Source organism: Sphingobium sp. LMA1-1-1.1, from assembly GCF_040676365.1.
Lineage (GTDB): Bacteria > Pseudomonadota > Alphaproteobacteria > Sphingomonadales > Sphingomonadaceae > Sphingobium.
The window spans coordinates 228,873-241,969 of the sequence record NZ_JBEGHS010000001.1; the positions used below are offsets into that span (position 1 = coordinate 228,873).

Annotated in this window: 8 protein-coding genes; 6 read left to right on the top strand and 2 right to left on the bottom strand. The window is 59.2% G+C overall.

Going from position 1 to position 13,097, the window contains the following annotated elements; translation table 11 throughout:
* Positions 1 to 235: 235 nt before the first annotated feature.
* From MRBLMA1_RS01240 to MRBLMA1_RS01250, 3 genes are all read left to right on the top strand, one after another.
* On the top strand, positions 236 to 3,637 hold the full coding sequence (locus MRBLMA1_RS01240; RefSeq protein WP_363734583.1) for a TonB-dependent receptor: 3,402 nt from the start codon (positions 236 to 238) through the stop codon (positions 3,635 to 3,637).
* A gap of 114 nt (positions 3,638 to 3,751) precedes the next feature.
* Entirely contained in the window at positions 3,752 to 5,281 is a 1,530-nt protein-coding gene (locus MRBLMA1_RS01245) for a tryptophan halogenase family protein (protein WP_363734584.1), read from the top strand.
* A gap of 14 nt (positions 5,282 to 5,295) precedes the next feature.
* Positions 5,296 to 6,795, top strand: a complete 1,500-nt coding sequence (locus MRBLMA1_RS01250) for a tryptophan 7-halogenase (protein WP_363734585.1) — start codon at positions 5,296 to 5,298, stop codon at positions 6,793 to 6,795.
* 218 nt (positions 6,796 to 7,013) lie between these two features.
* Here the strand turns inward: MRBLMA1_RS01250 and MRBLMA1_RS01255 are convergent, their stop codons facing one another.
* Positions 7,014 to 7,736 (bottom strand): hypothetical protein, encoded by a 723-nt coding sequence (locus MRBLMA1_RS01255; RefSeq protein ID WP_363734586.1) that lies wholly within the window; start codon positions 7,734 to 7,736, stop codon positions 7,014 to 7,016.
* Positions 7,737 to 7,882: 146 nt separating this feature from the next.
* Here MRBLMA1_RS01255 and MRBLMA1_RS01260 point away from each other — a divergent pair, with 146 nt between their 5' ends.
* Complete coding sequence (locus tag MRBLMA1_RS01260) at positions 7,883 to 8,566, top strand: hypothetical protein (RefSeq protein WP_363734587.1); 684 nt, start codon at positions 7,883 to 7,885, stop codon at positions 8,564 to 8,566.
* A 102-nt stretch (positions 8,567 to 8,668) separates the two neighbouring features.
* Here MRBLMA1_RS01260 and MRBLMA1_RS01265 read toward each other — a convergent pair whose 3' ends face one another.
* The gene (locus MRBLMA1_RS01265) at positions 8,669 to 9,112 is read right to left on the bottom strand and encodes a hypothetical protein (RefSeq protein ID WP_363734588.1); all 444 of its coding nucleotides are present in this window, start codon (positions 9,110 to 9,112) and stop codon (positions 8,669 to 8,671) included.
* On the opposite strand from MRBLMA1_RS01265, the gene MRBLMA1_RS01270 reads away from it, so the two are divergent.
* Both MRBLMA1_RS01270 and MRBLMA1_RS01275 read left to right on the top strand, forming a co-directional pair.
* The gene (locus tag MRBLMA1_RS01270) at positions 9,111 to 11,495 is read left to right on the top strand and encodes a glycoside hydrolase family 2 protein (protein WP_363734589.1); all 2,385 of its coding nucleotides are present in this window, start codon (positions 9,111 to 9,113) and stop codon (positions 11,493 to 11,495) included. The genes MRBLMA1_RS01265 and MRBLMA1_RS01270 overlap by 2 nt on opposite strands.
* A 20-nt stretch (positions 11,496 to 11,515) precedes the next feature.
* Entirely contained in the window at positions 11,516 to 13,093 is a 1,578-nt protein-coding gene (locus MRBLMA1_RS01275; RefSeq protein ID WP_363734590.1) for a GH39 family glycosyl hydrolase, read from the top strand.
* The last annotated feature ends 4 nt before the right edge of the window (positions 13,094 to 13,097 follow it).

The window sequence follows — 13,097 nt, forward strand, 5'->3', positions numbered from 1 at the left end:
AATCAGTCTGATGGTTCGAACTACAACGCTTTAAACGCCAGGAGGGTAGAAATGTCTGAGGATTATTTTTCTTGCAGAGCCTTGCGCTAAACGACCAATTTGGTTACCTATTCAATTACTCGGACAAAATGATTCGAGGGTTCGTCTGGCGTGATATCGGCTTGATCCGATGCGCGATTGTCTAACGGATTTTATAACTGATGGCTCGGTTGGGGGCCAACCTCGTGGAGGGGGCATGATGGGAAAAGTTTCCATGCATTCAAATGGGATGCTGTTTGCGGGCGCGTCGTCGCTCGCGCTGGCCATTTGTGCGACAAGTACGCCGGCATTCGCGCAAAGCACGGACGCGGCAACCAGCAAAAAAGCCGAAGATTCGGGCTCGGATTCCACGATCATCGTGACCGGCTTGCGCGGAGCGTTGCAGACGGCTGCCGTGCGCAAGAAGAATGCGGACACCGTGATGGACTCCATCACGGCGACGGATATCGGTGCCTTCCCCGACAAGTCGGTTGCGGAGGCTTTGCAGCGCGTGCCCGGCATCACGGTCAACCGTTTCGCAGTGAGCAGTGACACCGCGCACTTCTCTGCCGAACCTAACGGCGTGATCATCCGCGGCCTCCCGCAGGTCCGCAACGAGTTCAACGGCCGCGACACCTTCTCTGCGAACAGTAGTCGAGGCCTGTCGTGGAGTGACGTTCCGGCGGAGTTGCTGGGCGGCGTCGACATCTACAAGAACCAGACGGCGGACCTGATCGAGGGCGGTATCGCCGGTTCGGTCAACTTGCGTACGCGCGTTCCCTTCGACGCGAAGGGGGAACTGATACAGATCGGTGCCAAGGCTAATTATGGAGACGCGGCCAAGAAATGGTCACCGGATCTCAACGCATATTACAGCAATCGCTGGAACACCGGAATCGGTGAAATCGGTATTATGGGGCATGTCGCCTACTCGCACGTCAATACTGCATCTCTGGGTCTGCAGTCCTACCGCGCGGGCGTTTTTACTGGAGGTATGATTTCCGGCAGCCAGGACGTCAACGCCCAGTTTGGACCAGGTGCTGTCGTCATTCCGACTGGCGTAAATATGCTGGACACCACATATGAGCGTAAGCGGACGGGTGTTGCTGCGGCCGCGCAATGGCGAAGCAACGACCAGAAATGGCTAGCGACTTTCCAGTATATTCGCTCGAACTATAACAATGTAATGCGCGAGCATGGCGTTGGCGTCAACATGTTCGGAATTCCCAGCTCCGATCCGAATTACCGTTTCCAGCCGGGCTACAGCGACATTCCAGTGCCAGCCCCGGGGACCGACCCGTTTACCTTCGGGCAGGATGGCTTCATTGATCGCGGCACATTCAACATGGCTGGCGGCTGGTGGGGTCCTCCGGCGGATGAAGCCAACATGGCACTCAACTCGGATGGCACCGCCATGATCCGCAGCTGTTATGGGGGGAACACCTATCCTGAGGGCTATTGCTCGGCATCTGACCAGCACGGTGTAGGCGTCAATGCAAGCAACCGCTATTCCAAAGGTCAGAATATGACCCAGGAAGGCGGGTTCAACCTCAAATATGAGGCGACCGATAATCTTCGGTTCAATTTCGACGCACAATATGTCGATTCGACTATCAAGTTGTACGATGCTGCACTGACTTTGTCGTCATGGGCAGATGTCGAACTTGACAACCTCGGTACGCACCCGCGTATTTTGGCATTCAACGCGCCGACGAACATCGCCCAATCTCCGGGCGGACTTTCGAATCCCAACAATTATTATATCCACGACCTTGCGGACAATGTTCAGGACAGTTCGGGTCAGGAAGTGGCCATGCGCTTCGACGGCGAATGGAATACTCCGTTCGACTGGGCAGATACCGTCAAGTTCGGCGTACGCTATGCCGATCGCGATCAGCGGGTGCAAGGCAGCTCCTATAACTGGGCCAACATTGCCAATACCTGGACGCAAGGCTGCCAGTACATCTACTTCAACGCGGATTCGAAGCCGGGATCGTGCACCAGCAATGGCGTTACGACGACGTTCAACGGCTACCCCGCGAATTTCTACAAGGTGGGAGAGTTTGGCAATCCGTTCTTCGGCGGCTCGCTTGGCATGTTCCCACATGTTCCTTTCTCGTTCCTTGCCAATCACCAGCTTGACCTGTTCAGCCGCGACAAGATTTCAAATCCTGATCCAGTTACCGGCGCGGGTGGTATCGGTTCCTTTATCCCGGTCTGTAGCCGTAATGGTCAGCCAGGCACTGGCGTTCCGACGGAAATGCCCAACAGCTGTTTCGCGCAAAACGAAATCGCCGACGTGTCGGAAACGACCCGCTCTGCTTATCTGATGGTGAAGTTTGGCGGAAACGACACCTTGCACATTGGTGGGGTAAGGGTTAGCGGCAATATCGGCGTGCGTTACATCAACACGCGTGTAAAGAGCTTGGGCTTTGAACAGTATCCGCGGCTTCAGGCCAGCCCGGAAACTGCCTGTCCGTCCACTCCGCTCGTTCCGGGCGGGTTGACGGGCAATGCGTCGCCGCCGCCGCTGCCGCAACCAGGCCAGCCTGTCCAGGTACCCTATAGCTCCATCTGCTATATGTCTCCTGAAGATGTCCAGTTTGCCATGGGTGACGGGACAGGCAAGCCCATCAACATCAAGGTGTCGCAGAATCATATCCTGCCCAGCTTCAACCTGCGCTTTGATTTCTCGCCCAAATGGGTGATGCGTCTTGCCGCGTCGAAGGCAATGTCACGACCCGATATGGGACTGTTGAGAAGCTATCTGAGTGTCAGTCAGAACTTGCCGGGCACTTCGCCTGATGATCCGCGGTGGATCAAGGACGCGCAGGGCAATATCATAGGCGCGGCGCCTGAATATATGGCCAGCGCGTTCAATGCGCGTCTGAAGCCAACGACTGCATGGCAATTCGACGTGTCGCTTGAGCATTATTTTGCCAATGCCGGCATGTTCAGTCTCGCGCTGTTCCACAAGCAGTTTTACGACTATATCCAGTTCGGGCGCTTCTTTGCGGAAGTTACCAATAACGGCGTGACCCGGACGGTTCAGGTCAGTGGCCCTGCAAACGGCAAGGGTGCGAAGATCCAGGGCGCCGAGGTCGCTTATAACCGCTTCTTCGACTTCTTGCCCGAACCGTTCAATCACTTCGGCATACAGGCCAACTACACCTTCATCCGTAACAAGGGTGTGCCGAATTCGAACCTGGCGTCCATGTGGCCGGGGGTTTACACGCCCAGCACGATCAATCCGGGATCGCTCGAAGGGCTATCGAAGCATTCCTTCAACCTCGTCGGCCTGTTTGAGAAGGGGCCGTTCGGCGCAAGGCTCGCGTACAACTGGCGGAGTCGATATCTTATCACCGCCGCCGACTGCTGCGTTGGCTTGCCGGTCTGGTCGAAGGCCTTGGGCTATCTCGACGGATCGATCCGCTACAGCGTGAACAAGAATATCGAACTGAGCATCGAAGGTAGCAATCTGCTCAATACCAAGACTGTAACCGAGCAGCAGATGTCCGATTCCCAGAGCCCTGAAGGCAAGATGATCCTGATGCAGAATAGCTGGTTCCGGCAGGATCGCAGGTTCACCTTCGGCGTGCGGTGGAAGATGGGCGGCTAAGACAAGCGGAGCGGGAATAGGGGGCGCTCCTGCGGGTGAGGCCCCCTTTCTTTTTTGGCCATGAATTTGTAGCCAGAGATTTCACAACGGCCTCATGCGGACGGATGGTTTAGGATGGGCGAACCTCTGGATATCGTGATTTTGGGCGGTGGGACGGCTGGTTGGATGGCGGCAACCGCTCTCGTGACATTTCTGCCTTCGTCCCGTTGCCGCGTGCGTTTGGTTGAATCGGAGGAAATCGGAATTGTTGGCGTCGGCGAGGCGACGCTGCCGCAAATGAAGAATTTCAACGACGCGATTGGCGTCAATGAAGCGGAAATGATGCGGGCCACCAAGGGCGCGTTCAAACTTGGCATCGAATTTGTCGACTGGGGTACGAAGGGTTCGCGTTATATCCATCCCTTTGGCACGCACGGAACGGCCGATACGGCCCACGTCTTTCATCATCGATGGGTAAGAGCCCTGCGCAGCGGCTGGGAATCCGATATTCAGGAATATTCGTTCGCCGTGCAAGCAGCGCGAATGCGCCGATTCAACTTTCCGAGCACGGATCAGGCGGCGATCGATTCGACCTTTTCCTACGCCTACCATTTCGACGCCAGTCTTTATTCCGTGTTTCTTCGTGGACTTGCCGAACAGCGCGGGGTAATCCGCACCGAAGGCAAGGTCCGGGAAATCGTTCGCGATCCGCAAAGCGGCGATGTCCGTTCGCTGACACTAGAATCCGGAGAGTCGATTACTGGCGACCTGTTTATCGATTGTTCCGGCTTTCGTTCACTGCTGCTGGACAAGACTCTTGGAGTGGCGTGGGAAGACTGGTCCAAGTGGTTGCCATGCGATCGTGCCTTTGCCGTTCCCAGCGAGCGCGGCGAGTTTACTCCGTTCACGCGTTCCACGGCAATGGAGGCCGGCTGGCGCTGGCGCATCCCCTTGCAGCATCGTACCGGCAATGGTTATGTCTGCTCATCGTCCTTCATCAAGGAGGAGGACGCGGCCGCTTCGCTGCTACGCAGCCTGGATGCCAAACCTCTGGCAGAGCCGCGCATGCTCAGGTTCCAGGCGGGCAGGCGCGTCGTCAGCTGGGAAAAGAACTGCGTTGCCATCGGTCTTGCCAGCGGATTCCTGGAACCGTTGGAATCCACCAGCATCTACCTCATTCAGGTCGCGGTCCTTCAGCTTCTGCCATTACTCCCGATGAAGCGGATCGACCCGCGGCTGCGGGATGAATTCAACCGCCTGATCGACATGGAGTATGAACGGATCCGGGATTTCCTGATCCTGCACTATAAGCTCAACACGCGCGATGACGCCGAAATCTGGCGCTATTGCGCCGCCATGGAGGTTCCTGACAGCCTAAACCACAAGATCGAGATCTTCCGCCACAGCGGGATCATAAAGCGCTATCATGGGCTGTTTTCGCCGCCGAGTTGGCTGAGCGTGTTCGTTGGTCAGGGTCTTGTTCCTGAGGGCTATAGCCGGCTGGCAGATACAGAGCCGGAGGATGACATGATCGCGGGTCTGGATGCCTTGCGCACCACGATCCGTGACAAGGTCGGGCAAATGCCCAGCCACGATGATTTCATCGCCGATTATTGCGCGCCGGAATCCCCGCTGGCTGCGGTTACCGAGGAGGTCAGACCGTGAGGCCGGTAAACGATGTGGTGGTGATCGGCCGCGATGCTCCCGTCTGGATGGCTGCCGCGGCAATTGTTCGCTCGCTGGGCGCCGCAGGGGTCAAGGTGCGGGTGATCGAATTGCCCAGCCTGTTGAAAGCGACCGATTGCTATTCCGCGCTTCCCGCTCTGGACGGCTATCATTTGCGTGTCGGTCTGAACGATCGGCTCGTGTGGACAACGTGCAAGGCCGTGCCTGTGGCGGGCCAGCGTTTCAATGGCTGGGGCGGCGCTGGCGCCCCGTTTCTCCACGGCTATGATCGTGAAATCGCTGATGCGCCCCTCGAGTTTACGCATTTCTGGACCAAGGCCCGCCAGGATGGACTGCGGTCCGAGTTCGAGGCTTTCTCGCTCGCTGCCATGGCAGCGCGGGCTGGCCGTGTCCCTGTCCCGCAGGACGGCGCCTCCCTCCGCGCGACATTCGGCTATAACATCGATGCCCGCTCCTATGCCGTGCTGCTGCGGCATTGCACGCTCGGGCTGGGCATTGGAGCGAAGGAGGCCACGCTTGCGGACGTCGAGGTCGACGGGGACCGGATCGCGGCTGTCGTGCTTGATGACGGTGAACGGGTGGAGGCCGACCTGTTTGTCGATGCCTCCGGACCGGAAGGGCGGCTGATCGGTCGCTTGCCGGGCACCGAACTGGAGTCCTGGCGTGAATGGCTGCCATGCGACCGCGTCATGGTCGCGTCGGCCAGAGCACTTCAGCCGCTACCCTCGTTCAGCCAGATTTCGGCATTCGCGCAGGGGTGGATCGGGCTCTTTCCGATGCAGAATCGCACGAGCGTCGTTGCCGTATATGACAGCCGCCAAATATCCGACCAGGAAATGGCGCAAAGCCTGCCAAGCCTCGCGCGGGCGCCGGTCAACAGCGAGGTGGCGGTGTCGCCGCTCAACCAGGGCATTCGTCGTCGCTGTTGGGTAGGGAACTGCGTAGCGATCGGCGAAGCCGCCTTTTCACTTGAGCCGCTTGATGCCGTGCAGTTGCATATGACTCATAATTGCATCTCGCAACTGATGGCGCTGTTTCCAGTCGAAGCGGGGCAGTTTCCCGAAGCGCAGACCTATGACGACATCATTCGTTGTGTCGCTTCCAATCTGCGCGATTTCCAGATCTTGCATTACAAGCTCAATCACCGGATTGGAGAGTTGTTCTGGGACCGTTGTCGCGAAACGGTCGTACCTGAAACTTTGCAACGCAAACTCGATATCTTCGCCGCGCGAGGGCATGTTCCGCTCAATGATTTCGAGACGTTTCAGACGAGTAGCTGGGCCAGTTCGTTCATCGGTCACGGGTTGATGCCGCAAAGCTTCGATCCCCGGCTTGATGCAATCGAAGAGCGCGAGCAGATTGCCGAAGTGCACCTGCGAATGAAAGCTGTCATCAGCCAGGTCGAAGCTTTTCCATCAGTGGAAGATTTTATCGCACCGACACAACAGCAAGGTCAGGCGCGAGCTGCCCCTTTGCGACAGGAACAGTTGTGAACATCCGCAGCGTGTCCGCCTTCGAAGTCGTTCGTCGCCCCGGTGCGTCAAAGTGTTCGGGCGTGCGCCGGCTTGATGCTCCCCGACGAGCGGATCATAGAAAGGGGTGGAGGCGAGGTGCTTTGCCCGAAGGCACTCGATCCACGTCCTCCGCATGCGATCTGGTCGGACCGACCAGATCGCATGCGGGCTTCGGGGTTGCGGTTGATCGTTGCCGATCAGCTCCGCTTGAGTACACCTGTGAAGTGGTGGATGCTGTCGCCGGTGCGAACGGTAATCGTGATCGGAAGATCGGCATCGGCCGTGGACTTCTTGTTCCGTTTCGGCATCTCGAACACCAAATATCCTCCCGAAGCAGCCTGAGGAGCCACCTGGTCTGGCATCAGCAGCTGATAAAGGGCGTCCAGTGTCTTGCCGCCGGGTTGCAGATATTCGTCATCGAGATTGCGCCTGAGCGATTCGAAATCGGTCTGGCGCGTTCCGATATTTGGAGCCGCCGCGGGAGAGTTGCCGGGCATCCCCGATTGGGTTTGTCCCATCAGCGACGACAGCGTGCTGTTGTTCTGTGCGGTGACGGCTGCTGCGCGGTTCTGCTCCCGCTTGATGAGGCCATAGCCACGATCAAACTCCGCGAGCGGGACCTTCTTGAGTTCGGAACCATCGGCCAGGGTGAGAGTCACATCGTCCGGGCCGAATTCAAACGGCTCGGTTCCGAGGTTCATGACGAGAACCCGGATGGTTCCCCGCTTGTCGGCTGCAAGGCCGGGGGCGACAATTCGTACAAGGGCGCGATCGGTCTTGTCATCCACCGCGTGGAGGCCGGCGTGGCCCTTCACCGTAGCGCCATTCGCAGGCTGCAGGTTCACCATGTAGCCATTGGCCAGCGCCGCGCCAGAAACCGAAAGTGCCGCCGCAGCCAAAAAGAGTTTTCGCAAACGCATGAACTTGCTTCCTTCGGTTGTGCAATATGGGGTGCTGCTGTTACAGGTACAAAAATCAGACAATTGCGTCAATGATCCGGCTCGCCAGTGGAACTGCCGAATAATCTGCCTGGACCGCTGAGAAAATGAGAGAGGAAACAGAACCGATGACATGGAAAATCCTTACCGCAGCAGCCTTCGTGGCGGCCATGGTTGAACCAGCGATTGCCCAGACCATACCTACGGGGCCGTTGCCGGGAACGGTGGACAGCACTGCGGCCGCCCGCAACGACAGGGCTCAGGTCGAAGGATATAACCGGATCGTCAATGAGGGCGTAAAGGTTTCCAGTCCAGGCGACCGTCGCGCGGCAAAAAGGAAAAACGGCCCGATTCTCGCTACTCCGGCCGATTTCGTCCCTGGGGCGGCCGTGCGGGACAAAAATGGCGTCCAGGTCGCAACCATCAAGGAACTCGATGAGGATGGCGCTGTTGTCAGCGCCGACAACAGGTTGGCCAAGCTGCCCATCAATTCTTTTGGCAAGGATTCCGCCGGGTTGATGATCGGCATCTCGGCCGACGAATTCCGGGCCGCCATTGCAAATACCTCGGTTCCCGCTGTGCAGGAATCCAAGATCGTCGACGCAACGGCCGCAGACATGACGCCGGGTGCCGTCATTCGTGACAGCGAGGGCGTGCCGATTGGCACGGTCGAAAAAGTGCTCGACACCGGCGTTGTCGTGGTCACCGATGGGAAGAAGGTCAAAATGGCGCTCAACTCCTTCGCGAAGGACGAGAAGGGCTTGATGATCGGCATTACGGCCAGCGAACTGAAGGCGGCGATCAACAAATAGCATCGCTCGCCGGCAGCGTTGCCCAAATTGGAACGATAAATTTGGAGGGGTATTGCCCTGGCGTTGTGGTTGCGCCTCCAATCCGTGGCGGCGGCGACTGCCTTATGGGATTTGCTGATGACCTGGACCATTTTCGTTTGTCGGATGGGCAGGCGAAGGTGGAGCGGACGCGGCACCGAAAATCAGCGTCAGGACAAGTTGTGCGTCGCTCAGTTGCCATCGGGCGGCGAAAGTTTTTGCGTTCGAAATAAGATGTTTGGTCAGGCGATGGCGGCGACCGTCGCGGGCGAAGCAGGGAGCAAGAGTTTCAGCCATGTTACGAAGTTTGAGGCTGCTGGTTTGCGTTGTCGCTGCAACCATGTCGTTCGTATGTCCGACGGCCTTTGCCAAGGAAGCGAAGACGGTAATCGCCATTCCGGAAGGACGGACACGGACCATCTTTAATGCCGATTGGCATTTCGCTTTGGGATCGCACTGGGGGGCAGAGGCGGCCAATTTCGATGATGCAGCATGGGCACGGATTGGATTGCCGCACAGCTTCAGCATGCCTTATTTTCGGGCGCCCGACTTCTACACCGGCGACGGATGGTACCGCAAATCCTTCCACCTCGCCAAGATTCCCGTGGGACGGCGCCTGGAATTGGAGTTCGAGGGCGCCTTTCAAGACGCGCGGATTTATGTGAACGGCGTCGAAATCGCGCGACACAAGGGCGGCTATACCGGTTTTCCGGTAGACATCACCAAGGCGGTGCGCCCAGGACGCAATGTAATCGCGGTATTGGTCAACAACGAATGGCAGCCAACATTACCGCCCAGGGCGGGTGAGCATGTGTTCAGCGGCGGCCTCTATCGCGACGTCTGGCTAGTCACGACCGACGAAGTGCATGTGCCCTGGACCGGAACGAGGATCACCACACCGGAACTGTCGGAGTCGTCCGGCCGGGTCGCGGCCGAGACCGAGGTTCGCAATGCTGGATCGACGTCTGCCGACGTCACGGTGCGGACGAGCGTGGTCGACGGCCATGGTCGAGCCATATCGACATTGCCCGACCAGCGGTTGACGGTAGCCCCGGGCAGCACGGCGATCGCTCGGCAATTGTCCGCGCCCATAGCGCGGCCTGGCTTGTGGAGCCCGGAAAGTCCCGTGCTGTACCGGGCGATCACCAGCCTGATCGTGAATGGCCGCGAGCGGGATCGGTTCGACACCGAATTCGGCTTCCGATGGTTTGAATGGACCGCGGATCGCGGCTTCTTCCTGAACGGCAAGCACCGTTACTTCCGCGGCGCCAACGTTCATCAGGATCAGGCGGGCTGGGGGGATGCGGTCACCAACGGTGCGATCGAACGCGATGTCAAAATGATCAAGGATGCGGGGTTCGATTTTATCCGCGGCTCACATTATCCGCACGATCCCCATTTTGCTGAGGCCACCGATCGCCTTGGCGTGATGTTCCTGTCGGAAATGAATTTCTGGGGAACCGCGGGGTTCCGCAATCCATGGGGTGCTTCGGCCTATCCGACCGATCCCGCTCATCGGGCAGAGTTCGACGCGAACGCCAAGCAGCAATTGACCGAGATGATCCGCATCGACCGCAATCGGCCTTCGATCGTGGTTTGGGGGATGGACAATGAAGCGTTCTTCACTGCGCCCGAAACCATGCCGGACGTGCGGCGGCTGCTTTCGGAAATGGTCGCGCTGACGCATCAGCTTGATCCGACCCGTCCTGCCGCGATCGATGGCGCGCAGCGCGGCGACATCGACAAGCTGGGCGACATTGCCGGCTATAATGGCGACGGCGCCAGCCTGTTTGCCGATCCCGGCATTCCCAATTTCGTCGCCGAATATGGCACCACCATGACCAATCGGCCGGGTAAATATGAACCGGGCTGGGACGATCTGGTCAATACCCGCGGCGCGGACAAGACCAAGGAAGGTTCGTGGCGGCTGCCCTGGCGGTCGGGCGAGGTGATTTGGGCGGGTTTCGATCACGGCTCGATCGCGGGCAAACGGTTCGGCGGCATGGGCATGATCGATTATTTCCGCCTGCCCAAGCGGCAATATTACTGGTATCGCAACGCCTATGCCGGAGTGCCGCCGCCGGTCTGGCCCGTTGCCGGGGAACCGGCGGCCTTGCGGATCACGACCAGCGCCCCCACCATCACGCGCGGCGACGGCACCGACGACGTGCAGGTGATCGTCAGCGTGGTCGACAGCCAGGGACGCCGGCTGAGCAACAGCCCGCCGGTCCGGCTGAGCATAGAGGCCGGGCCGGGCGAGTTGCCCACCGGGCGCAGCATCGACTTTGCTCCCGATAGCGACATCGAGATCCGCGATGGCGAGGCGGCGATCGCCTTGCGCAGTTGGCAGGCCGGGATTACCCGGCTGCGCGCAACTTCGCCGGGACTCAAGGACGGGCTGGCGACAGTGCGAACGCTGAAGGGCCCGCCATTCGTGCCCGGAAAGACCGCGCTTGCCGCGCCGCGCCCCTACACGGCCTTTGTCAGGCAGCAGAGCGAACGCCCAGGAGATGGCGAATTCGGGCTCAACAACCCGACCTTCGCCAGCAGCAGTGCGCCGGCCCACAGCTCGCGCCTGGCAAATGACGGCGATCCGTCAACCTATTGGAGTCCGGCACCGGGCGATGGCGAAATGACCCTCGCTATCGACCTGGAACGGGTGGTTGAGGTGCATTCACTGAACATCACCTTCCCGCAATCGGCGCCCTATGGCTTCATGGCTGAAATTCTCGATGAGCAGGGGCAGTGGCGCAAGCTTGCCGAGAATTTCCCGGGCATGGAAGACGCGATCACGCGGAAGCTCGAAACCGATCCGGTGATCGGACGGCGTGTGCGCATCCGCTTCTGGCCGCCCAAGGACGCGATGGTCGGGATCTCTGAATTGCGGGTCACTGGCGCCCTGCAGAACTGACAAGAACAAGGGGAATGTGGATGATGAAAATGGTCAACCGGCGCGCGCTGCAGCCGTCTCTGGCTCTGGCTTTGGCCGCGGCGCTGCTTGCCGGCACGCCGGCACAGGCGGACCGGCGAGTGGCGGCCGATATGAGCGCAATCGCGGGCGACACCAACCAGATGTGGCGCGACAGCGTGGGCGCGGACCATGGCGGACTGTTGTTGCGGCGTGAAAATGTCGATCAGTTGGAACTGACTCAGCGCGAGATCGGATTCCGCTATATCCGCTTCCACGCGATCTTCCTGCATGACACCGATCCCTATCGCGAGATCGATGGACGACCCTATTATAATTTCGACCGGGTGGCACAGGTCTATGCCAACGCGCTCAAAGCGGGGATCAAGCCGTTCGTCGAGGTCGGCTTCATGCCGACCGACCTCGCCAGCGACAGCCGCACGATCTTTCACTGGAAGGGCAACGGTTCGCCGCCCAAGGACTGGCAGAAGTGGTCGGATTTCATCACCGCATTCACCAGGGACATGGAAGCACGGTTCGGCCGCGAGGAAGTGCGCAGCTGGCGTTTTGAGGTGTGGAATGAGCCGAACCTCGATGGCTTCTGGACCAAAGGGGATCAGGCCAGTTATTTCAAACTCTACGACACGACCGTCCGCGCGATCAAAGGCGTCGATCCCGAATTGAAGGTGGGCGGCCCGGCGACTGCCGGGGCAGCCTGGGTTCCTGAGTTCCTTGCGCACGCCAGGCAGGTCGGTTCACCCGTCGATTTCGTGACGACCCATACCTATGGCGTTACCGGGGGCTTCTTCGATGAGAAGGGTGAGGGCGACAACCGGCTCGTGCTCGATCGCCGTGCGGTCATCAACGATGTTGACAAGGTGCGCGGGGAGATCGACCGTTCGCCCTTTCCCGGCTTGCCTCTCTACATCACCGAATGGAGCACCAGCTACAATCCGCGTGACCCGATACACGATACCTATCTCAACGCGGCGTTCATTCTCAACAAGCTGAAGGGCACCGAGAAGACGGCGCAGTCGATGAGCTATTGGGTCTATAGCGACCTGTTCGAGGAAGCAGGGCCGCCGCCGACACCCTTTCATGGGGGCTTCGGATTGCTCACGCGCGAGGGTGTGCGCAAGCCCTCCTACTTCGCCTATCGCTACCTTTCGCAGCTGGGCAAATCCGAGTTGCGGAACGGCGATGAGGAAAGCTGGCTGACCCGTGATGGCGACAATTTCTCCGGACTGATCTGGAACTACACGATCCCCGATCAAAAGCTGTCCAACCGGCCTTACTATACGCGGATTCATCCTGCGCAGAAGCTGGAGCCGGTGCGCCTGTCGCTGGCAGCAGTAAAGCCGGGCTCCTATCGCTTGCGCGTGTACCGAACCGGATACCGGGCTAACGACGCCTACACCACCTATATGGAATGGGGACGGCCGGACAAGCTGACCGACCAGCAACTGGCCCGCCTGCAAGCTCAGACCCGAGACACGCCGGAATTGGACCGGACCGTCAAGGTCGGCGTCGATGGTCGGTTCGAGCAAAAGCTTGATATCCGGACGAACGACATGTTGCTGGTGAAACTCGACCGGCAGTAACCGC